This is a genomic window from uncultured Pontibacter sp. (assembly GCF_947495565.1).
In the GTDB taxonomy this organism is placed as follows: Bacteria; Bacteroidota; Bacteroidia; order Cytophagales; family Hymenobacteraceae; genus Pontibacter.
Genome location: NZ_CANLZM010000001.1, coordinates 328,059 through 351,363, shown reverse-complemented (window position 1 = coordinate 351,363; position 23,305 = coordinate 328,059). Strand labels below are relative to the sequence as shown.

The 23,305-nt window shown below is 48.4% G+C and carries 19 protein-coding genes; 15 read left to right on the top strand and 4 right to left on the bottom strand.

Annotated features, from left to right (window positions below):
* Positions 1-11: 11 nt before the first annotated feature.
* From Q1B04_RS01495 to Q1B04_RS01460, 8 genes are all read left to right on the top strand, one after another.
* Complete coding sequence (locus tag Q1B04_RS01495; RefSeq protein ID WP_299754656.1) at positions 12-2,225, top strand: PAS domain S-box protein; 2,214 nt, start codon at positions 12-14, stop codon at positions 2,223-2,225.
* Positions 2,218-2,613: a response regulator gene (locus Q1B04_RS01490; RefSeq protein ID WP_299754654.1), complete on the top strand. Its 396-nt coding sequence runs from the start codon at positions 2,218-2,220 to the stop codon at positions 2,611-2,613. The genes Q1B04_RS01495 and Q1B04_RS01490 overlap by 8 nt, the downstream gene beginning before the upstream one ends.
* A gap of 42 nt (positions 2,614-2,655) precedes the next feature.
* Positions 2,656-3,777: a PAS domain-containing sensor histidine kinase gene (locus tag Q1B04_RS01485; RefSeq protein ID WP_299754652.1), complete on the top strand. Its 1,122-nt coding sequence runs from the start codon at positions 2,656-2,658 to the stop codon at positions 3,775-3,777.
* Between the two features lie 336 nt (positions 3,778-4,113).
* Positions 4,114-4,512, top strand: a complete 399-nt coding sequence (locus Q1B04_RS01480) for a response regulator (protein ID WP_299754650.1) — start codon at positions 4,114-4,116, stop codon at positions 4,510-4,512.
* Between the two features lie 283 nt (positions 4,513-4,795).
* Complete coding sequence (locus tag Q1B04_RS01475; protein WP_299754648.1) at positions 4,796-5,848, top strand: FUSC family protein; 1,053 nt, start codon at positions 4,796-4,798, stop codon at positions 5,846-5,848.
* Between the two features lie 92 nt (positions 5,849-5,940).
* Positions 5,941-7,014, top strand: coding sequence for an NADPH dehydrogenase NamA (gene namA, locus Q1B04_RS01470; RefSeq protein WP_299754646.1), 1,074 nt, complete (start codon positions 5,941-5,943; stop codon positions 7,012-7,014).
* Positions 7,015-7,068: 54 nt separating this feature from the next.
* The gene (locus Q1B04_RS01465) at positions 7,069-7,353 is read left to right on the top strand and encodes a GNAT family N-acetyltransferase (RefSeq protein ID WP_299754644.1); all 285 of its coding nucleotides are present in this window, start codon (positions 7,069-7,071) and stop codon (positions 7,351-7,353) included.
* Between the two features lie 126 nt (positions 7,354-7,479).
* Positions 7,480-9,126 (top strand): M1 family metallopeptidase, encoded by a 1,647-nt coding sequence (locus tag Q1B04_RS01460; protein WP_299754642.1) that lies wholly within the window; start codon positions 7,480-7,482, stop codon positions 9,124-9,126.
* A gap of 164 nt (positions 9,127-9,290) precedes the next feature.
* Here Q1B04_RS01460 and Q1B04_RS01455 read toward each other — a convergent pair whose 3' ends face one another.
* Entirely contained in the window at positions 9,291-10,208 is a 918-nt protein-coding gene (locus Q1B04_RS01455; RefSeq protein WP_299754640.1) for a mechanosensitive ion channel domain-containing protein, read from the bottom strand.
* Positions 10,209-10,654: 446 nt separating this feature from the next.
* On the opposite strand from Q1B04_RS01455, the gene Q1B04_RS01450 reads away from it, so the two are divergent.
* The 6 genes from Q1B04_RS01450 (at position 10,655) to Q1B04_RS01425 (ending at position 20,107) form a co-directional block, all read left to right on the top strand.
* Positions 10,655-11,317, top strand: a complete 663-nt coding sequence (locus tag Q1B04_RS01450) for a sigma-70 family RNA polymerase sigma factor (protein ID WP_299754638.1) — start codon at positions 10,655-10,657, stop codon at positions 11,315-11,317.
* A gap of 184 nt (positions 11,318-11,501) precedes the next feature.
* On the top strand, positions 11,502-12,566 hold the full coding sequence (locus Q1B04_RS01445; protein ID WP_299754636.1) for an aldose epimerase family protein: 1,065 nt from the start codon (positions 11,502-11,504) through the stop codon (positions 12,564-12,566).
* A 182-nt stretch (positions 12,567-12,748) separates the two neighbouring features.
* Positions 12,749-14,167, top strand: coding sequence for a sugar MFS transporter (locus Q1B04_RS01440; RefSeq protein WP_299754634.1), 1,419 nt, complete (start codon positions 12,749-12,751; stop codon positions 14,165-14,167).
* A 190-nt stretch (positions 14,168-14,357) separates the two neighbouring features.
* Positions 14,358-16,652 (top strand): patatin-like phospholipase family protein, encoded by a 2,295-nt coding sequence (locus tag Q1B04_RS01435; protein WP_299754632.1) that lies wholly within the window; start codon positions 14,358-14,360, stop codon positions 16,650-16,652.
* A gap of 234 nt (positions 16,653-16,886) precedes the next feature.
* Positions 16,887-18,416 carry a S8 family serine peptidase gene (locus Q1B04_RS01430; RefSeq protein WP_299754630.1) on the top strand — a complete coding sequence of 510 codons (1,530 nt, stop codon included), beginning with the start codon at positions 16,887-16,889 and terminating at the stop codon, positions 18,414-18,416.
* A gap of 329 nt (positions 18,417-18,745) precedes the next feature.
* Positions 18,746-20,107, top strand: coding sequence for an ammonium transporter (locus Q1B04_RS01425; protein WP_299754628.1), 1,362 nt, complete (start codon positions 18,746-18,748; stop codon positions 20,105-20,107).
* Between the two features lie 80 nt (positions 20,108-20,187).
* On the opposite strand, the gene Q1B04_RS01420 is transcribed toward Q1B04_RS01425, so the two are convergent.
* Positions 20,188-20,763 (bottom strand): AraC family transcriptional regulator, encoded by a 576-nt coding sequence (locus tag Q1B04_RS01420; protein ID WP_299754626.1) that lies wholly within the window; start codon positions 20,761-20,763, stop codon positions 20,188-20,190.
* 177 nt (positions 20,764-20,940) lie between these two features.
* On the opposite strand from Q1B04_RS01420, the gene Q1B04_RS01415 reads away from it, so the two are divergent.
* Complete coding sequence (locus Q1B04_RS01415) at positions 20,941-21,348, top strand: hypothetical protein (protein ID WP_299754624.1); 408 nt, start codon at positions 20,941-20,943, stop codon at positions 21,346-21,348.
* A gap of 5 nt (positions 21,349-21,353) precedes the next feature.
* Here the strand turns inward: Q1B04_RS01415 and Q1B04_RS01410 are convergent, their stop codons facing one another.
* Together Q1B04_RS01410 and Q1B04_RS01405 are read right to left on the bottom strand one after the other, a co-directional pair.
* Positions 21,354-22,217 (bottom strand): pirin family protein, encoded by an 864-nt coding sequence (locus Q1B04_RS01410; protein WP_299754622.1) that lies wholly within the window; start codon positions 22,215-22,217, stop codon positions 21,354-21,356.
* A 137-nt stretch (positions 22,218-22,354) separates the two neighbouring features.
* Positions 22,355-23,188, bottom strand: coding sequence for a hypothetical protein (locus Q1B04_RS01405; RefSeq protein ID WP_299754620.1), 834 nt, complete (start codon positions 23,186-23,188; stop codon positions 22,355-22,357).
* Between the last annotated feature and the right edge of the window lie 117 nt (positions 23,189-23,305).

Below are 23,305 nucleotides of genomic sequence, written 5' to 3'. Positions count from 1 at the left end.
AATACAACTGCTTGCAACCTCCTGTTTCTAAAGAGTTTAAACAATATTACTCACGCGAGTTCTATCGTGCCATAGTTGGCAGCACAATAGAGCTGATTGCTGTGCTGGACGAGGAGGGAACCTATACTTTTGTAGGAGACTCTGTGGTGGCTTCACTTGGCTATACCCCAGAAGAATTATTGGGTGTCAGCGCCTTATCATTTATACACCCCGAAGACCTGCCAAGCGTAAAAAATGCGCTGGAAGAACTTCTTAAGTTTAATACAGCCTCCTTCCCCCTATTCAGGTTTAAAGCTAAGCAAGGCGACTGGCGCTGGATAGAGTGCACCGGCAGAAACATGCTGCACAACGATCATGTGCGCGGCATTATGGTTACCTCCCGCGATGTAACAGAGGCTATACAGCTGGCATACGACAAAGATTACCATCAGGCGTATTACAAATCACTGTTTTTTGAGCATCCGGATACTGTTTTTACGCTAGACATAAACGGTGCTTTTCAGCAGGTAAACAAGCATATACAGACGCTCACTGCTTACAGTAAAAGCGATATTCTTGGCTTACCTTATACCGCCCTTTTGCACCCCGACCACGTTAAGATTGCCACTGATGCCATTAGCAAAGTATGGACCGGTGAAGCCCATACGGTAGAGGTACGCATAGTGACTAAGTTGGGTGATATAAAAAATATAAGCGTATCGGTAATGCCGGTATACTTTAGAGGAGAAGTACAAGGTGTACAAGGCATTGCCAAAGACATAACAGAGGCTGTGCAGGCGCAAAAGCTTATCAGGCAGCAGGCGCAGCAGCTTAACAGCATCCTGGATAGTATAACAGAACCTTTTTACGCTTTAGATCACGAATGGCGCTTTTCGTTTGCGAGTACCTCCTTTGCATCATTTATCAAAATGGATCGCAGCCAGATTACCGGCAGGGTTATCTGGGAGCTCTGGCCAGAGTTAAAATCCTCTAAGTTTTACGGAGTTTGCCAGCAGGTGGCAGAACAGCAAACAGCTGCTTATTTAGAAGAGGCTTTTACTACGCCATACCCTGGTTATTTACATATCAGCATTTACCCTACTCCTGATGGCGTTGCCGTTCATTTTATAGATGTAACCGAGCAGAAGAACATCCAGCGCGAAATCGAGAAACTCTCCCTGGTGGCCAGCAAAACCGTGAATGGAGTGATTATTATGGATGCTGAAAGAAAAATAGAATGGGTTAATGATGGCTTCTGCCGCATTACAGGCTATGATCGCGAAGAAGTGCTGGGCCAAATACCCAGCGACTTGTTGCAAGGCCCGGGCACTGACCCTAAAGTGGCGCAGCGCATCGTCAGCAAGTATAACTCCCGAAAGCCGTTTTCGGAGGAGGTGCTTAATTACCGGAAATCCGGAGAAATACTTTGGTTCTACATTGACGTAACGCCTATTTTTGACCAGGAAGGCAACCTGAAGAACTTTATTGCCATTCAGACGGACGTTACCGAGAAGAAAGAAGCCGAAGGCAAACTGCTAAAACTGGCAGACGACCTATACAAGCATAACCTGGACCTGCAGCAGTTCACCTACATTATATCGCATAACCTGCGCGCGCCTGTGGCCAATGCCCTTGGTTTAATACAGCTCGTCAATAAGCTACCGAAGGAGTCAGCTAACTTTGATGTAGCCAAAAACAAGCTGCAGGCATCCATACAGCAACTCGATACGGTGGTGAAGGATATCAACAAGATACTTTCTTTACGCGAATCTGGACGTGTTACGCAGCGCGAAACCGTTTGCCTAGCCAGGGTGTGCCAAGAAGTGCTCGGGCAGTTTGAGGATGAGTTTCTTAAAGCTAACGTGGCTGTTCATGTGGCCATAGCACCAGACCATTGTCTTTTATCAATTAAGGCTTATTTGCATAGTATACTTTACAACCTACTGTCTAACAGCCTGAAGTATAAAGCAGAAGATCGGCAGCTGGAGATTTGGGTACAGACAGAACGGGATAAACGAGGCTATGTGCTAACAGTGCGCGACAGCGGATCTGGCATGGACATGCAGCTGGTTCAGAAACAGCTTTTCCAGCTGTACAAGCGGTTTCACCCAAACACGTTTGGCAAAGGCATCGGGCTGTTTATGGTAAAAACGCAGGTGCAGGCCTTAGGCGGCAAAATAGATGTTGAGAGTACCCTGAACCAAGGCACTACATTCAAAATATACTTAGGAGCAAAGCATGTATAAGAAAGTATTCATTGTAGATGATGACGAAGTAAGCATCTTTCTGACAGAGGCGATTTTAGAGGCTGAAAGTTTTGCAAACGAGTGCAAAGGGTTTCTGGACGCTAAGATAGCATTGCAGAACTTAATGGACAGCGTGCACGGAAGCAGCACGGAGGCACTGCCCGAGGTTATTTTCCTGGACCTGAATATGCCCTTCCTGAGTGGCTGGGACTTTTTAGAGGCTCTTAGCCCCTATGAGCAGGCCCTGCGGGGCCGATGCCGCATTTACATACTCACCTCATCCGTGGATGAGCAGGAGCAGAAACGCGCCGCCCATTCAAAGCTGGTGGCAGGGTTCCTGCAGAAGCCGCTGGAAGATGAGTGGCTCCTTCAGCTGCAAAAAAACTGATCGTACATTATATAAGCTATAACAACACAAACTTAACACCCAATGCACAACATTACTTCACCCATCCAACGGAGCACTGGTCTTGACTCGATGCGGCTGGAGCGCCTTAACAGGCTCCTCTTTAACCATTACCCGGACGCCATCTATACTATAAAGCTGGACGGAACTTTCCATACTGTGAACGAGACAGTATGTGAGGTGCTGCAAAAAAGCCGGGAACAATTGCTGGGTCAGAATTACCAACTGATCATCCACCCGGAGCACTGGGAGGAGTCTTTGCACTACTTTAAATCTGCCAGGCAGGGGCTGCCGCAGCGCTACCAGACGGTGGTTCTAAACACAAGCGGCGAAGCTATTTTTCTGGATGTAACCAATTTTCCGCTTAAAGCAGCCGGTAACGTAGTCGCTATATTTGGAGTGGCGAAAGATATAACGGAGCAGAAAGAGCGCGAGCAGGCCCTGATCCGCACTACGCAGGAGCTGCAGCACCAGAACGAAGAACTGGAGCTGTTCCGAAAAATCATAGCTCACGATTTTCGTAGCCCTATAGCCCGTCTGCTCGGCTTGGGTAAATTGCTGCAAAAAGACAACCTGCCAGAGAAAACCCAGGAAAAAGCGCTTGGTGCCCTGCTGCAATCGGCCCAACAACTCGACGGCATGGTGCGCGACCTGAACCAGATGCTCACGCTACACCACCAAGGCGACGAGCCGCGCGAGCATTGCGACGTGGAGGAGCTGGTGCAGCTGTGTCTAGACAATATGCAGCAAGAGGTAGACGGTGCCAGCGCCAGCATAACACTGGCCGGACACCTGGATACGCCCTTGTTCACTGTAAAAGCTTTTCTGGTGAGCATCATCCAAAATCTGCTGTCTAACGCCATTAAGTATAGATCGGCAGAGCGGCCGCTGCACATCAAAATCTCGCTGGTGCAGCACGGAACAGAAGCCGTTTTGTCTGTGGCGGACAATGGCACAGGTATGAACCTGGAAGAGGTGGGCCCTTCACTGTTTAAAATGTACAAGCGCTTCCACCATAGTATAGATGGCAAAGGCCTTGGTTTATATCTTATTAAAGAGCAGGTCAGGATGTTGCAGGGGCGCGTAGAAGTTGAAAGTACGCCGGGAGCCGGCACTACTTTTAAGGTCACGCTGCCAATTCATTAATAATGCCTGCTGTACAACTATTAATACTTAGCACATAGCCTTTATTACGCGGCAGAAATTGAATTTTCTCCGCGCCATACTTTAGTATCCTACTTAGTTTTAGCGTTTCTCCTTATAAATAAATCAAGCCTCTCTGCACACAAAAAGTATATATTCTCGTAAAAATTATAAGCCTTTACACTGCAAGTATAAATGGAAGTATAATTTACGGGGTCGCTTCGCTGCATCTGTAAAATTGGGTTACAAGAGACTGATACTGAACCATATTTGCGCCCGGCAACTGCTGTTTTTTATAAAAAGGCTCTACAACCTGAATATTGGAGAAAGCGCAACTTTATGTTTAAAAGTGTTTACATTATTGATGACGACGAGGTAAGCGCTTTCCTGACAGAGGCGATGCTTACAGCGGAAGATTTTGCTGAAAGCTATCAAACGTTCCTGAACCCCTGCGATGCCCTCCAGCAAATACTTCCCTATCTGCTGGAGACTAAGCCGGACCAGCTTCCAGAGATTATTATCCTGGACCTGAACATGCCATACATGAACGGTTGGGAGTTTTTAGACGCTCTGGAGCCTTATGCCTATCTGTTAGAAAATTACTGTCTGATTTACATGCTAACCTCGTCTGTGGATGTTAAGGATATCAGGCGCGCACAGGAGTATGATTTCCTGGCCGGCTTTCTGCAAAAACCAATCGAAGAAGATATCATCAGGAAAATATTAAATGAGACTTAGCTGCAAGGCCATACTTCAAGTAAAAACATAATTATCAACGCGTTGCCAGATTATTCATAAATAAGATTTGGGATGAAATGCGAAGCTGCCGTTAGCTAAAATAAATGCATTTAATCAATCAGTTATCGAACATTGCATAGCTGAAGTATAAATAAACTTGTCTGCCGCGACTAAAAGAATATAACTTCGGATACACTTTCTACTCTGCCTATACTTTATACCTTTGCTGTACCAGCAGCTTCTCGATAGTAAACTTTTGCAGCTGCCACAGGTATAGCTCATCATGCCCAAAATCATAGATTTCTTTGCCCGTATCGGGCTTACGCTACAAATCGTGAAAACGGCGCTGGCTGCTTCGGTGTCCTGGCTGGTGGCTACCGCAATACTTGGCTCTGAATACCCTTTCTTTGCCCCGCTGGCCGCTATACTTACAGTGCAGGTTACTGTAGCCGATTCTGTAGAGAAGGCGACGCAGCGCATTATCGGCATCGTGGGCGGAGTAGCTGTCAGCTTGCTTATAGGGCATTGGCTCAGCATCAGCAGCTTTTCTATTTTCCTGGTCATCATTATTGGCATGGGCATTTCCAAAGCCCTGCGCATGAACCCTCAGATTGTATCGCAGGTAGCGGTAAGCTCCTTCCTGGTGCTGGCATTTGGTTTTCAGGAAGAAGGATATGCGCTGGAGCGGGTGGTGGAAACCTTGATGGGATCAGTTGTGGCAGTGTTAATCAACGCTCTTATTGTACCGCAAAACGCTATTCCGGAGGTAGAGAAAAGCATGCTTGCTTTAGGCGAGCAAGGCACCAAAACGCTCCAGTTTCTGGCCACACAGCTGCGCCAGACCGAAAAAGGGCAGCTTGTGGGGCGGCAGGAGACCGATGCGCTCATTGCCGCCACAGAGCAAAGTATAAAATCGCTGCAGCTGGCCGAGCAGAGCTTAAAGTATAACCCGTTTCTGACGCACAAACGCACCCGCCTCAGCCGGCTTTCCATTGGTGTGAAGCGGCTGGAGCATATTACTACCCAGATACGGGGAATACGCCGGGGCATAGCCGACCTTAACTCTGGGCACATCTTTGAAACCGACCTGCAGGACACACACGCGCTGCACCAGGCCATGCAAGCCACAGCAGTTTGTATCACATTGTTTAGCAACACTATAGTAGGACCGCAGGAGTTGCACCGCCCAGCCTTGTTAGCCAGCATCCGGGAGGCGGAGCAACTACAAAACCAGTGCCTCAGCACCTTACGCAGTATAAACTCCAACCACACGCTCCGCGACATCGGCAGCATACTCACAGACCTCAGCCGCATTTTAGCCGAGGCAGCCCGGTAACCTGAAGAAATTTATACTTTACAGTCAAACCTGCCGTAACAAACCGTGGCAGCAACTGTTCTTGTACTACTTCATCAAACTGAGTTTATACTATGTCTATACTTTTTTCCCCGCTTACTATCCGCAGCATCACGTTCAGAAACCGTATTGCCGTATCGCCGATGTGCATGTACAGCAGCCAGGACGGCTTTGCTACTGATTGGCACCTGGTGCACCTGGGCAGCCGCGCCGTAGGAGGTGCCAGTCTGGTTATTGCGGAGGCTACAGCCATTGCCCCGGAGGGCCGGATTACACCCCATGACCTCGGCATCTGGAAGGATGAGCATATGGAGGGGCTGCAGCGCATTACTAAATTTATAACTGAACAAGGCGCTGTGCCGGGCATACAACTGGCGCACGCCGGCCGAAAAGCCAGCCACCACCGCCCCTGGGATGGCGGGGCAGCCATCACTCCTGACCAAGAAAACGGCTGGCAGACGGTGGCCCCTAGCGCCCAACCATTTGCAGAAGGCGAGCCCGTACCACATGAGCTCACGCTGCAGGAGATAGAGGAGTTTAAAGATGCGTATGAGGCAGCGGCCAAGCGATCTTTGGAAGCAGGTTTTAAGGTGATTGAAATACACGCTGCCCACGGCTACCTGCTGCACGAGTTCTACTCCCCCATAAGTAACCAGCGCACCGACAAGTATGGCGGCTCCTTCCAGAACCGTATCCGGCTGCTGCTGGAAGTAACGGAGCGGGTACGCAACGTATGGCCCGAAAATCTCCCGCTGTTTGTGCGCATTTCCGCTACCGACTGGACTGAGGGCGGCTGGACAGGCGATGACTCCGTAGCTTTATCCAAAGAACTTAAAGCCTTAGGCGTAGACCTGATTGACTGCTCTACCGGCGGTAACGTGCCACATGCCTCCATACCAGTTGCGCCAGGTTACCAGGTGCCGTATGCAGAGCAGGTAAAGCGGCAGGCCGATATCTTAACCGGTGCTGTAGGGATGATTACTGAGGCAAGGCAGGCGGAAGAGATAGTGGCAAATGGCCAGGCCGATATGGTTCTGCTGGCCCGGGAGCTGCTGCGCGACCCGTACTTCCCGATGCATGCAGCCTTGGAGCTAGGTGACGAGCACCCGTGGCCACCTCAGTACGAAAGAGCTAAACCTCGCGGCTAAGCTTAACATGCAACAGCAGCAACCGTATGACACAAGGAACCAACTTGACTTAGTATGAACGACAATATAATTCACGACGAAGAAGATCTGCGTTTTTACATGCCCTTTGACGGCAACGACGCAGAACTAACCTATTCTTACACCGAAACTACCATCCTCGATTTTGAGCATACCTTTGTGCCGGACAGCCACCGTGGCAAGGGCCTGGCAGGCAAGCTTGTAAAAGAGGGGCTGGAGTTCGCCAAATCCAATAACTATAAAATCATACCTTCTTGCCCTGTGGTGGAGGCTTACATTGAGCGCTACCCGGAGTACAAGGAGATGGTGCACCCGGTATAACAGTATAAATTACACTGGCATTATTGCCATACAGCACAAAAAAGCTAACTTAGCTACTGCATCCTGCTTTAAGTTTATACTTTGGGCAGGATGTTTTTTTAGCTGATCACCTCAACGAAATAATTCATGAAGACTCCTCAATTGTTCCGGACACTAGCATTTGGCGGTTTGCTTTGCCTGGGAACTGCCGCTGTGCAGGCACAGGAATTTACGCGCCAGGATACTTTGCGCGGCAGCATTACGCCAGAGCGCGCCTGGTGGGACCTCACCTTTTACCACCTCAACATCGCTGTAAATCCGCAGGACAGCAGCGTGCACGGAAGCAATACCATCCGTTACAAGGTGCTGGAGCCGCAGCAAAGCATGCAGGTAGACCTGCAGCCGCCCATGCGCATAAACCGGGTAACCCAGAACGGTAAGGAGCTGCAGGTGCAGCAGGATGGTAACGCATGGTTTGTGCAACTGCAGGAGCCGCAGAAAGCAGGTCAGGAAAAAGAGATAGAAGTATACTACGGCGGCAAACCGCAGGTAAGCGTAAACCCTCCCTGGAGCGGCGGCATGACCTGGCAGTATGACGCCAACGGCAAACCCTGGGTAGCCAACTCCAACCAAGGCGACGGCGCCAGCCTGTGGTGGCCTAACAAAGACCACATGTACGACGAGCCAGACAGCATGCGCATCAGCGTGCGTGCCCCAAAGGGTTTAATGGATGTGAGCAACGGCAGGCTCAAAAATGTGCTGGAGCACCAGGATGGCAGCAAAACCTATACTTGGTATGTGGCTAACCCTATCAATAACTATGGCGTGAACGTAAGCATCGGCGATTATGCGCACTTCTCCGACACCTATAAAGGCGAGAAAGGCGATCTGGACCTAAACTTCTACCCGCTAAGCTATAACCTGGAGAAGGCCAAAAAACAGTTTACGCAAACGCACCAGATGCTGCAGGCCTTTGAGCATTGGTTTGGCCCTTACCCTTTTTATGAGGATGGCTTTAAACTGATCGAGGTGCCATACCTGGGCATGGAGCATCAGAGCGCTGTAACCTATGGCAACGGCTACAGAAATGGCTATAGGGGCCGCGACCTGAGCGGTACCGGCTGGGGACTTAAATTTGATTTCATCATCATACACGAGGCCGGGCACGAGTGGTTTGCCAACAACATCACATATAAAGATGCTGCCGACATGTGGATACACGAAAGCTTCACGAACTACTCGGAGTCGCTGTTCCTGGATTACCATTACGGCACCAAGGCCGCTAATGAGTATGTGATGGGCTTGCGCAACATCATCCAGAACGACAAACCTATTATCGGCACGTATAATGTGAACAAAGAAGGCTCTGGCGATATGTATCCGAAAGGCGCTAACATGCTGCACAACCTGCGCCAGATTGTAGACAATGATGAGAAGTGGCGAAGCATTCTGCGCGGCCTGAACAAGGAATTTTACCACCAAACGGTAACCACCCAGCAAATTGAGAATTACCTGAGCCAGCACATTGGCCGCGACCTTACGCCGGTGTTTGACCAATACCTGCGCGATGTACGCATTCCGGCTTTAGAGTATAAACTAAACGGCAAGAAGCTGCAATACCGTTGGGCTAACAGTGTAGACTCCTTCAACATGCCTGTAAAAGTATCACTGAACGGCAAAGAGCAGTGGCTGGAGCCTACAACGGATTGGCAGGAACTGAAAGTAAAGAAAAATACAACCGTAAAAGTCAACCCAAACTTTTATGTTACAGAGCAGAATGTAACTGCTGCTTAAGCTCCATTAAAGTATAGGTATGTAAAGTATAGGTATGAACACCGCCTTGGCAAAGGGCGGTGTTTTTTTTAGTTAAGGCTGATAAAATGCAGGCAATCATTCTCCTATTGCTATTTAAGGCCTAGATTAATTTCATACTTGATTTGAAGTTTGCCAAAGCAAACCTATACTTGCTTTGGTGTAGGCTCCTGCCCTTCCTCACCCCGGTAAAAACGAGTGGCTGGCAAGGCAAAACGGATATCAGGTGTTGCCATAAACCGCACCAGCACATCTTCCCAAATCAGGTGGACACTCTGGCGGCGGCGCATCAGGTTGCATACGTAACGCATGGTTAGCTCTATTCCGTTATCCCGTACAGCGGTGTACAGGTGCGGCTGCAGGTCTTCATAAAAAATAAGGTGCTGCTGCGACTGCCATCTAATCTGTTCACGGGCTGCCTCTGAGAGTTGCTCCGCGTGCTCATGCATCACTTCCCAAAGTATACCTTTGGCCTTTTGCCAGTTACTCTCAAACGTAATCCGGACTGGTATCTCCTCCCAAATAAACGGAAAGCCATAGTTATAATTTGCCTGCGTTTCCGTAAAAACCTTCAGGTTCGGGATGTTTACAACGCGACCGCTCGCCTGATCGGCCTTTATCCAACCCTGAATCTCGTTTAAAGTAAACTGAAACAGCCGGATGTCAATCACATCGCCTATGTGGTCGCCGATCTGTATGCGGTCGCCGATATGGAAGGGGCGCTTCCAGATAATAAATACCCAGCCCGCCATGTTTAACACCGGCTCCCGCAGTGCCAGCACCAGCCCTGCTGAGAGCAGGCCCAGAAATGTGGCGATAGACTGAAAGCCGTCGAGCCAGATATAAGACAGAAAAATCAGGCTGAGGGTAGTAATGGAGTAATTAGTGACTTTCCGCCACTGGTATTTTTTCCGAAGGTCTGCCTGCTGCTTGTTGATAAACCGCTGCAGAAACAGGCTCAGAAGCCACAGTACGCCAATTACCGCCAGCGAGTAAAGGAGTCTGCTGTAAAACTCTGTTGTAAGACCTGTATGGGCAGCAAGCCAGTAAGTTAAATTGCGCATGAACAAAGGGTTTTATTCTGCTTACTACGCAGGTAAGATCATACATTGTTCCGGCAGCACCTTAGGCTGCACTTCTTCCCGCTTTAGGCCAAACTTATATCGTGTCAAACCAAAACTATATAAAGCTTTTATAGTTTAAGTCTGTGAATCCTCCTTACAGAAATTAACGGCCTATGGCAGAGGCAGAATAAAGTATGTGCTCACTTGGTGTTTAAACACAATAATAGTACAAAGCAACATTCTTTTTATTGTATGTTAATATTCCTAAATTTGTGAGATTCAGAAGGTGCAGCAAGTATAGAACGCTCGAATTAAGTAAGATCTAATGAGGCTCATTTATACTTGTAACCCATTGATAAACACCTCATTTGCAATAACTTTTTAAAACCTGCTACGTGAGCGGACACTCAAATAGCCGGTAAAACTGGATAACTATAACGGTTCGTATGGAAGAACTGGAAGTATGGAATAAGTTTAGGGAAGGCAGTGAGGCTGATTTCACCCTCTTGTACAGGCGCTACTCACCCGTGATGCTGCGCTATGGGCAACGCCTTGTCTCTGACACGGATATTGTGAAGGATAGTATTCAGCAGGTGTTTTTTCAGATCTGGAAAAGCAGGCAGAATTTATCTACACCCCCAAGCGTAAAAAACTACCTCCTCAAGGCCTTCCGTTGTGAAATCGCCAAAAAAGCGACTTTCAAGAACAAGCACGAACCGCTACCCGATAATACGCAACTTGGCGTAGAGGCCTCGCATGAGTCTGAGCTGATCAAGCTACAATCTATTGAAATAAACAAGCAGAAAATACACCTCTTGCTCTCGAAGCTGCCCGAGCGCCAGCGCGAAGTAATTTTTCTGAAGTATTACACCGGCTTGCAGTACGACGAGATATCCGATATTATGGGCATCGACCAGAAATCGGTGTATAAGCTTACTTATAAGGCCATAGATAAGATGCACCAGCTGTTTCATGTGAAGGGGCAGGAAGAAAGCACTTCGCTGCGCAACCGTGTACGTGTACTGGCCAGTAGCCTGAGCACTCCTGCCGAGGAACCGGACTTGGAACCGATACCCGCAAAAAGCCCGCTACTTCTCAGCTTCGAGTAATATTTTCTGAACAGCATCAGTAATCTCAGCCTTATTGGCTTTTAAACCGTAACTCTCTACTTTCATTTTCGGTTAAAGCAAGGCTAGCATTTTAGGATGCTTGTTTTAATACGCTAAGCTGTTCGGCAAGCGTTGTACTAATAGCCGTGCCTAATCGCAGGAAAGAAAACAATTAAATCATACTATGAATATCAAAAAGGAGCCTTTTGGCACTACACCCGATGGCCAGCAAGTATACCGCTATACTTTAGCAAACCAACAAGGTGTAACAGTGAAAATCACTACTTATGGTGCCATTGTAACCTCTTTTATAACACCAGATAAGCGAGGGAATTTCGGTGATGTGGTGGCAGGGTTTGATAAATTAGATGGCTATATACCTAATGAGCCTCACTTTGGCGGCATAGTTGGCCGCTTCGCTAACCGCATCGCCAACGGAAAATTTATACTTGGCGGCACTGAGTATACACTGGCTGCCAATGATGCGCCGCATCATTTACATGGCGGCACAAAAGGCTTCGACAGCGTGGTATGGCAGGCGGAGGAAATGCCGGAGCGCAATGCCCTGAAACTTACTTACCAGAGTCCGGACGGTGAAGAAGGATATCCGGGAAACCTGTCCGCCACCGTGGTTTATACTTTAACCGACGACAACTCCCTGAAAATTGACTACACAGCCACCACAGACAAAGCCACACCAGTAAACCTGACAAACCACAGCTATTTTAACTTATCTGCAGGTAAAGTGAGTAATGTGTATGACCATATCATCTCCATAAACGCTGACAAGTATACGCCAGTGGATGAAACGTTTATACCCACAGGGGAACTGGCGGCAGTAGAAGGCACTCCCTTCGACCTGAAGCAGCCAGTGCGCATTGGCGAGCACCTGCGCCAGATACAGGGCGGCGGGTATGACCATAATTTTGTGCTTAACACAGGATCTGGAAGTATGCGTAAAGCAGCCGAAGTTTACGATCCAGGCTCCGGTCGGGTATTGGAAGTACTCACTACCCAGCCCGGCCTCCAGTTTTACACCGGCAACTTCTTAGATGGCTCACTCACCGGCCGTAACGGACATAGGTATGTGCAGCATTATGCCTTTTGCCTTGAGACACAAGCCTTTCCAGATGCGCCTAACCAGCCAAACTTCCCATCAGCCATACTCCGGCCAGGCGAAACCTACCAAGAAAGCACGGTTTATATCATTTCAGTACGAAAAAATAGCGGCCTTTTAAACTCATATTGATTAACAAAACCCTGTGCCTGCCAAATTTTAAGTGTAAATTGCAAGCTGCTGCAGGGTTGGCCGCTTCCAAAAGCAGGTAAACACTTACCGCTAATCAGCTGCAGCTAAAAATAATAATTAACACTTCTCTGCCTCAGGCAAGTCAGTAAACTAAAACTAAACAACACCGAAAATACACTATTATGGCTGGCACCCCGCAAACCAATGTCAAAACCCCCAACCCTGCAACCGACTACGATACACCGCAGAATTACAGAGGCCCGCTGGTAACAGTAACCATGCTCTTCTTTATGTGGGGCTTTATCACTTGCCTGAACGATATACTTATACCAAAGCTGCAGCAGGTTTTCACGCTGGAGCTTTGGCAGGCTATGCTTATTCAAACGGCTTTCTTCGGCGCTTACTTTTTCGTATCGCTGATCTACTTCATACTTTCCATCACTAAAGGAGACCCTATCCGCCAGATCGGGTACAAAAACGGTATTATAGTGGGCTTGGTAGTGGCAGCAGTAGGCTGTGCGCTGTTTTACCCTGCGGCTAGCACCCTGAGCTATGGCTTCTTCCTAGGGGCACTGTTTGTATTGGCTTCAGGCATCACCATCCTTCAGATTGCCGCAAACCCTTACGTAACTATACTTGGCCCTCCCGAAGGTGCAGCCAGTCGCCTGAACATGACCCAGGCTCTGAACTCGCTGGGCACAACGGTTGCTCCTATTATTGGTGGATACCTTATTTTTGGTGCCGTAAACGCCTCTGACGCTGGCGCTGATTCTGTTAAAATGCCTTATTTAGGTTTAGCCGCTGCCCTGCTTGTTATTGCGCTGATCATTAAAATATCTAAACTGCCAAGTATACAGAGCAGCGATGAGATAACGCCGGGCGCGGGCGCTCTGCGTCACCGCCACCTGGTGCTGGGCATCATCTGTATATTTGCTTATGTGGGCGGTGAGGTAGCCATTGGCAGCACGCTAATCAATTTTTTCAGCCTACCTGAAATTGCCGGACTAGAAGAAGCTGAAGCTGGTCATTTTCTTGCTTTTTACTGGGGTGGCGCCATGGTGGGCCGCTTCTTTGGAGCAGTAGCCCTTTCTAACATGAAAACCGCCAACGGTAAATATCTGGTAATCGGAGGTATAGCGGCAGTCGTATTCGTTCTGCTTTTCCTTGCCTATGGTATGAATGAGGCGCTTATAGCACTTGGCCTGATTGCCCTGAACTTTGGCGTACTGATGCTTGGCCGCTTTATACCAAGCAGAACCCTCGGCTTCTTTGCCGCAACTGTAGTGGTATTGCTGCTGATCACGAGTTTCGCTACCGGTTCTTTGGCTATGTGGTCTGTTATCGCTATTGGCCTGTTTAACTCTATTATGTTCCCAACAATCTTTACACTGGCCATCAAAGGTCTTGGCGTGCATACAAGCCAAGGTTCTTCGCTGCTGGTAATGGCAATTGTGGGCGGTGCCATCGTGCCGCCGCTACAGGGTGCCGTTGCCGATTTCACTGGTAACCTGCAGCTCTCTTTCATGGTGCCGCTGGTGTGCTACTTATACATCATGTATTATGGTTTCTCAGGATCTAAAATAGTTAATGAGAATATCTAATTGGCAAAATTGATATAACAGAAAAGCCGGCCTGCATCAACAGGTCGGCTTTTTTATTGCCTCTACCTCAGAATCCCTCCTAACCTCTCTAGCAGCTTTCCCAGAATTGCTTAACTTTCAGTTTCAAGAGGGCTTAAAATATTCTCCTTCTTCCAAAGGTTATCATCATAAATCCAGCTCAAACTTATAAATGAGGCGTTATTTGTTACCTGTTCTGCTGCTGCTTTATACTTTTGCGCCCGCACAAGTATTTGCCCAGGCATGGCCGGAGCACACTGGCAAGCGTCCCAAAATCGGGCTGGTGCTTAGTGGCGGCGGGGCGAAGGGAATGGCGCATATCGGTTTCCTAAAGGTGCTGGAGGAAGCGGGCATACGCCCCGATATAATTACTGGCACAAGTATGGGCAGTTTGGTTGGCGCACTCTACGCCCTCGGTTACTCGGCCAGTGAGATTGAGCAGATTGCGCTGAGCCAGGATTGGGAAATGCTGCTGAGCAACCAGGTGCCCCTAAACCAGATTGCCATGGAAGAGAAGGAGTACTATGGCCGCTACCTGCTGGAGCTCCCTGTAAACGGCACCACCATTAGCTTCCCCAGCGGATTGATTGAAGGACAGGCCCTGAATAACCTCCTGATCAGGCTTACGCGCGGCGCCCACAGCATTCAGGACTTCCGGAAGCTGCCCATACCTTTTGCCTGCGTGGCCACTGACCTCACCACAGGCCAGAAAGTTGTGCTGCAACAAGGATTTTTGCCGGAGGCGCTGCGGGCAAGTATGGCTATCCCGACGGTGTTCACTCCGATAAAGTTAGATGGCCGAATGCTGGTAGACGGTGGCTTGGTGCAGAATTTCCCAGTGCAGGAAGCGCTTGATATGGGTGCTGATTTTATTATCGGAGTGAACGTAGGTGGCGGGCTGGAGCCGGAGCAGAACCTGAAATCGATGCTTGATGTGCTGGTGCAGGCAACGTTTTTCACCAGTGCCTCTAACCTGGAAAGCGAAAAAAAGAAAACGGACTTTCTGGTAGATATTTTACCTTTCCTGGAGGGTTACAACACCGGCAGTTTTGCAGACACAGAAAAGATCATCAAAACCGGCGAACTTGTGGCGCGGGAGTATGAGGACAGCCTTCGCTCCTTGGCATCATACTTTAGCGCTTTTCCGCAGCCAATGCACAAGCCGGCAATTAGCAACCTCCAAGATTCCGTAAAAATCGGCAGGCTCCTTATCAGCGGCACCAATAGCACGCCACGGCGTATTCTGCGCCGCCGCCTCCGCCTGAACGAGAACGAAACGACTAGCATCCGCACCATCGAAAACAGGATTGAGATACTTTACGGCACCGGCCATTTCACTAAAGTTTCTTACGCCATGGTACCCACCGACAGTAGCCACCACCTGCAGGTAAACGTGGAAGAAGCAGCTGAGGGAGCCCTGAAAACGGCTATATATTATGATTCGGAGAACCGGGCCGGAGCCACTGTCAACTATACCCGGAGAAACCTTTTCTGGCCCGGATCCCGCTTTGTGGCCGAGGTAGACTTGGGGCAAAACATCCGCAATGACATTAACTACCTGAAGTATATGGGCTACCGAAACCAGATAGCCGTAAAAATCGGGAGCCAGTACTATAAAAACGACCTTTCGCTGTTTAACGACAATGGCAGCAAGGTTGCCATACTTCAGCAGAACATGAACGTGGGCACGCTAGGCTGGCAAACCACCATCAACAACACCTGGACGCTGGGGCAGCAACTGGAGTACAAGCTGGCTCGCCTGTATCCGCAGGTAGCAGGGCAAATAAACCTCGACTCGCTTACAGTGGACATTAACTGGCTGGAGCAGCTTAAAATCCGTAATTGGGCCTTCACCACTTTCTTTAAGCTGAACACCCTGGACCGCCAGGTATACCCAACCAAAGGCTGGCAGACGGAACTGCAAGGCAGCTATATCTTCGGGAACAGATTTACTGTAAGGGCGCAGGAAGACCACCGCGAGCTGGAAAATATAATGGGCAAAGACAATATAGACCCCTACTTTAAAGTATCGCTGAGAGCGAATGGCTTAGTACCGCTGCGGCCAAAACTCAGCCTGATGCTGCGGCAAGGGCTTGTAATGTATACCAGCAATGATTTACCGATAGGCGCGGAAACCATGATCGGGGGGTATACTTCTGTACTGCCCAACATGGTTGAGTTTCGGGCGGCAGAGCCTTTCTCATACTCCGCCGATAACTTATTTTACTCCGGCTTAGGGCTGCAGGCGGAACTGCGTAAAAAACTATACCTTCAGGTTAACTCTGCCTTCATCAACACCAGCATCTTACATGGCTACCGTAGTTTGCGCGGCAAAAGCAGCCGTGTTGGCTATAGCGCTACCCTTGGCTACCTTACTCCTTTTGGCCCGATAACAGCAGGCATAGCGCGCGAAACCCGCTCAGACTGGCGTGGTTTTATCAGCCTGGGCTTTCGATTGCCGTGGTAATATGCAATAGATCGAATCATCCTCCACAGAAAAAGCAAATAAAACCTACTCCAAAGCAACATTTTTTCACCAGCCACAGTATAGCATACACCAGCAAAATACTACACTTTACTTCTTTTATTCAAAAAATACATAAGCAGAATTCTTTTTATATAATTTTTTTTATCTATCTTAACAAAATAATAAGCAGGCTTCCTGCACAACGATCTAACCATTCACCTTAATTACATTTTTATGCTAAAGAAAATTACCACGCGTGTAGCATTCCCTATGCTGGCACTAGGCCTTATGTTGGGCTGTACTCCGGATGAGGAGCAGGTATCGCCAGACGCTACCTTAAGTACAGATGTAACAAGCAATGCCTCTGCTAGCTCAGCAACCCCTGGAGTTAAATTTAAAAAAGGCCACTACATTGTGGTTGCATCATCCAACAAACTGCCTGCTAATATTAAGGAGCAACTGAAAGCAGCTAAAGGAGACGTGACCGGCCATATGGAAGATGTAGGTATAGCCACTGTTACATCCAGCGACCCTGACTTTGCTGCTAAGGCTGGCAAAATCAAAGGTGTTGGCTCTGTTATCCGCGATCTGGAGGTGCAGTGGTACAACCCGGCAGACCAGAAAATAGTAGAATTTGACGCTGAAGCATTTGGCAACCCTCCTGCCAGCGGCGACAACGACCGTTTCTTTAATTTGCAGTGGGGCCATGATGCAGTGGATGCTCCTGAGGCATGGAACGCCGGCTACAGAGGCAAGGGAGTACGTATAGCTGTGCTTGACAGCGGCTTTGACCTTGACCATGCTGACCTTGCGCCAAACATTGATTATGCCGCCAGCGCAAACTTTGTTGTGGGCGAGAGCCTTGGCTATGCGTTGCCAGGTGTTGGCAGCCACGGCACCCACACAGCAGGCACTATTGCAGCCGCTGACAACGGTATAGGTATAATAGGTGTAGCTCCTGAGTCGGAACTTATACTTGTAAAAGTTCTGCGCGACTCTGGCAGCGGCTCCTTCTCCTGGATGATGCAGGGTATTGTGCACGCTGTGCAACAAGGTGCGGACGTAATTAACATGAGCTTGGGCGCAGCGCTTCCTGCTAACGGTAAGTACCTGGATGACAACGGCACGCCGGACGATCCTTCTGATGACTTTGTTGTAAGCGATACAAAAGCGACGCATGAGCTGATTAACGCCATCAACAAAGTTACAAACTATGCAAACCAGCAAGGCGTTACCGTAATAGCTTCGGCAGGTAACGATGCAAACAATGGCAACAAAGACAAATCATTGGTGCATATTCCTTCTAGCGCTAGCAATGTTATTTCTATATCAGCTACAGCACCACAGGGTTGGGCACTGGCTCCAACAACTACTAACTTAGATAACCTGGCTTCTTACTCTAATTACGGTACTGCAGATGTAGATTTTGCTGCTCCGGGCGGCGACTATATGTACCCAGGAAATGAGATAGCTACTGTGGGCGGAGTAACACAGTACGTGTATGTATTGGACTACGTGTTTAGCTCAGGAAGCAACCTGAACGGCTCTACTTCTTACTACTGGTCAGTGGGTACTAGTATGGCCGCTCCTCATGCAACGGGAGTTGCCGCTATTGTTATTGGCATGAATGGTGGCCAGATGGACCCTGCTCGTGTAAAAGCGGTATTACGCGCCTCTGCTAATGACCTTGGCAAACCAGGCCGTGATCCATACTATGGTTATGGCCGTGTAAATGCTGCCAGAGCTGTTTCAGCTGTGCAATAAAGCACATTTAAACTTCATCAAACGCCATCCAGCATAATGTGCTGGATGGCGTTTTTTTTTACATCATCCTTCTGCTGCTTCACAGTCAAGCAGCCCAAAGTATACTTTATTACAAAAACTCATCTAGCGGCAAGGTTCAATAACAGCAATGCTAGTCAATTATACTTTTGTCAAGTACACATCTTAATTGTTCTAAAATTTATCATCGTCGCACCTATTATTTTATTTTTTACTAACCACTTATCTTTTTTATTGAAAATATTTAAATATTATATCTAGAGTTGTTAAATTAACAACGAAACAAGGTTTAATATTTAAAATTGATTTCTATGGCTAAAGCATTTTCCCGGATACCGATGCTACTGCTCTTGTTGGTTGTGGCAGCTACTTTTATTCTTCCATCTGTACCGCAGGTTAATTATGGAGGGGAAATAAATACCGCCGACACAGCCTGGATGCTAACAGCTACAGCTCTCGTGCTGATTATGACGCCGGGATTAGCTTTTTTTTACGGAGGTATGGTGCGGAAGAAAAATGTGCTTTCAACAATGCTGCAAAGCTTTATTTGTATGGCCATTGTTACAGTAATGTGGATAGTTTTTGGCTTTAGCCTTGCTTTCGGAGAGTCTTTAGGTGGTGTTTTTGGCAACCCCTTCACCTATTTTATGATGAACGGAGTTATAGATGGCGCACCGTGGCCGGCGGCACCTACCATTCCTTTACTGCTCTTTGCCATGTTCCAGTTGAAGTTTGCCATCATTACACCCGCACTTATTACCGGGGCTTTTGCGGAGCGTATCCGCTTCATTTCTTATACTTTGTTTATCATATTATTCTTTATTTTCATTTACGCCCCGCTGGCACACGCCACCTGGCACCCCGACGGTATTCTGTTTAACTTAGGAGTACTGGATTTTGCAGGCGGAACGGTGGTGCATATGTCGGCTGGTTGGGCTGCTCTGGCCTCTGCCTTGTACCTGAAGCGCCGTTACGAAGCTAGCCATGCTCCCGCCAATATTCCGCACGTAATGCTAGGCACCGGTTTGCTTTGGTTTGGATGGTTCGGGTTTAACGCAGGCTCGGCGATGGGTGCAAGTATACTGGCAACTGTGGCGCTGGCCACCACCACTACAGCTTCAGCAGCAGCTGCCTTGGCCTGGATCTTTTTTGATGCCTTACGCGGCAGAAAACCCACTGCTTTGGGCACTTGCATAGGAGCTGTGGTTGGGTTAGTGGCTATTACTCCTGCCGCCGGTTTTGTTACTATACCGCACTCTCTGGCCATTGGTGTTATAGCGGCTATAGTAAGCAACCTGGTTGTAGAATGGCGGACACGCTCTACCCTCGATGATACTTTAGATGTGTTTCCATGCCACGGTGTGGGCGGCATGGTAGGTATGCTACTAACAGGCGTATTTGCAAGCAAGGCAGTAAACCCGGCTATCGAATTAGGTAACGGATTGATTTTTGGCGAGTATGAGCTGTTTCTGCTACACGTGGCCACGCTGGTAGGCGTTTCTGGTTTTGCGTTCGGAGGCTCTTGGGTGCTGTTAAAAGTTACAGATTTAATAACTCCGCTGCGGGTTTCCAGGGAAGAGGAAATAATAGGACTTGATATTAGCCAGCATAATGAGACACTAGAATATACTGAGAAGGCACAGCACGTAGCGCCTAAAGCTGTGTATAGTTAAGCCAGCCATTTTTTAAGACGCTATTAAGATTTCCCCACTGCTGTTCTGGTAAAAGCGCGGTAGTGAGGATTTTTTTAGCTTTAATCCTGCACCTTGTCTAAGGTTTTGCGCTTGTTGGTTTTAACCTGCTTAAAGTAGCTTGGGGTAAGGCCTGTAATCTTTTTAAACTGATTGGACAGGTGTGCTACACTGCTGTATCCTAGCTTATAAGCTATTTCCTTTAAGCTCAACTCATCGTAAACAAGCAACTCTTTTACCCGCTCCACCCGCTGAAGTATAAGATATTTCTCAATAGTAGTCCCTTCAAAAGAAGAAAACAGAGAGCTCAGATAGTTGTAGTCGAGGCCAACTTTCTGAGCAATATAGTCGGAGGTGTTAACGTGTAGCTCCTGCTCCCCGGTTTGGTGCACCAGCTCTATTATGGCCAGCTTCACTTTCTCGATCAGCTGCGTCTTGCGGTCGTCCAGCAGCTCAAACCCGTTGCTTTCCAGCACTTCCCGTAGCTTATTTTCATCGATGTTATGATCGCTCGCTATCTCGGCCTCACCTAGCCCTACCTGAAGCACCGTGTAACCTAATTTCTGAAGTTCCTCTGACACCACTTTTTTGCAGCGGTCGCACACCATGTTTTTAATATAGATCTTCTTCGTTGCCATTTTACAAAGTTAGTGCTTTAATCACGTACAAATATTATAGAAGCAAGTCTAGCATCTCTGAAATGAGCAATCAAGAAAAAATTCAACTGACCTACCTCAGCAATTGTTTTCTGACCCTTCTATACACACTATGTTATATAGTATTAAGTTTATATTTTTGCACCCAATTCTTTACCTATGACTACCGCTGAACTCTCCGAATACCTTTCTATACGGCTTTTAAACAATGATACACTGTTGCACACCACTTGGCTACGTAGTGTAAATAGCATAGAATACCGTGATAGCTTAAGCCTCATTAAAAAGCTGATTCTTGAAAAAGATATCAGGCTCTGGCTTAGCGATTCGCGACAGCTGTCACATGTTACTTTTGAGGACCAGCAATGGATTATGAAGGAGATTTTGCCATTGCTACTGAAAAGCCGGTTAGAAAAAGTAGCCCGCGTGGTTAAATCAGATGTATTCAGCTACATCACGTTTGAGAACCTGATGAGGAAAGCGCAGGAAAACTATAATTTTGAAGCCCACATGGAGCAGTTCACCTCTGTAGATGCCGCCTTAGCCTGGCTGTATCTGAACGAATAGCTGCATCAATCCTCTATCAGAATTCCGAATTTCCCCATTTGGTAATCGCGCATAGCCTGCATTATTTCTGTTTGGTTATTCATTACGTATGGTCCGCTTGCCACTACTGGCTCCTGAAGCGGCTTCCCTGCCATTAAAAGGCCTTTCATATCTGCCTTAGCCGTGACGGTTATACTTTCTCCATCCTGGTTAAACACGACCTGGTGCAGCCCATCCACCAAGCCATAGCCAGCCACTTGCAGAGCGCCATCCACCAAGTATAAAAAAGCATTGTAATCTGATGGAATATGGAAAGTATAACTTGCCCCTTCCTGAAGCTGAAGCCGAAGCGCCAGCACCGGAGACAGTGTTTTTACTGGTCCTTTAATACCTTCAAATTCCCCGGCAATTACCTGCACTTTAACTCCTTCTTCTGCTACCTCAGGCGTGTCTTCAGCAAGCAGAGGCATGTATTCCGGCTGGTCCATTTTGTGGGCTGCCGGTGTGTTTATCCATAGCTGGACAATCTCCTGCACGCCTCCCCGCTCCATGATATCCTTCGGTGGCCGTTCGCTATGCACTATTCCCCGGCCTGCGTTCATCCATTGCGTTCCGCCTGCATACACAATGCTGTTGTTACCCCGCGAGTCGCGGTGATGCACTCCTCCCTGAAACACGAACGTAACAGGCGAAAAACCTCTGTGCGGATGCGGGTCCACTCCTGTTTTATGAGGGATAACGCCCTCGGGCATTTTTGTTTTGTGGTGATGCAGCAGCAAAAAAGGGTCTATCTGCTCCACCTGCTGCGTTGGGAAAGGCTGACGCACAGGCATACCTCCCATGTCTATCGTGTCTGCAAAAAGCAGGCGGGCTACACTTCTGTTTTTCATAATTTCATCGCTTTCTAAAAGTATAAAACAGTTATTTGCTAAACAAGTTTGGCAAGCTGCACCGCAGCCTCTTAAACACCGACAGCACCCGCTTACTGGCAGGTGCTGTCGGTGCTGCTATCAAAGTATAGTGCCTTTTAATAGTTTGGATCCTGATTTCGGTAGCCGCCTCTGTCTGAGCGGTTGCCTCTGCTTTGGTTGTCAAATCCGGATTCTTTGTTGGCCATAGAGCCATAACCGCCATAGTTGCCCGAAGAGGAGCCATAGCTTCTACTGCCAAGAGTGCCTCCTCTGTGGCCGCCCTCGTAACCTATGCCGCCACCATAGTTTTTACCTCCATAGCTACTGCCAAGCCCGCCGCCTTGGCTACTGCCGCTGTAACCGGAAGAACTGCCTGAGCCACTATAATTGGGAATGCCTCTGTTGGAGTGCACAGAGGTATTGCCGTAGCCACCGCCATAACCCGACGAGGAGACAGAATCACCCATATTGCCGCCGCCGCCGCTCATGGAGCCATAACTTGGAGAACCGCCAAAATCGCCGTGAGCGCTGTAGTTTGAGCCTCCAAACCTTGAACCGCTGTAGCCGCTCATCCTGCCGGAGCCGTAGCCTTGCTCCTGCTGCGCCCGTCGCTCACGCTGCATATCATGAATATCGTCGTAGCGGTTTGAGGAGCCGCCAAAGCTAGAAATGCCGTAGCCTTGCCTGATGTCCCCTAAGTCATGTCTGCGGCCGCGTGTGTTTTCATAGTAATTATCCTCCATATCATAGTCGCGGCTGCGGTAGTTCTGAAAACGGTTGGCATCAAAATCACGCTTGTCTCTAAAGTCCTGCGGGTTGTTGCCACCCTGGTAACGATCCTGGTGTTCGCGCCCGAAGTCACCGTCGCGGGTGTCGCGGTCAAAATCATACGTATCTTTTCCGGTCCAAAGGCCGCCGTGGTAATATCTGTTTACTCTATCGTTTCTCATAGTTCAGTTAAGTTTGTTATACATACTTCTGGTCTATTCTTAACGAGGCAAAACGCGAACGGTTCCGGACCTTTACATCAAAAGCAAAGGCCCGCCGAAGTGACAGGCCTTTGCTGT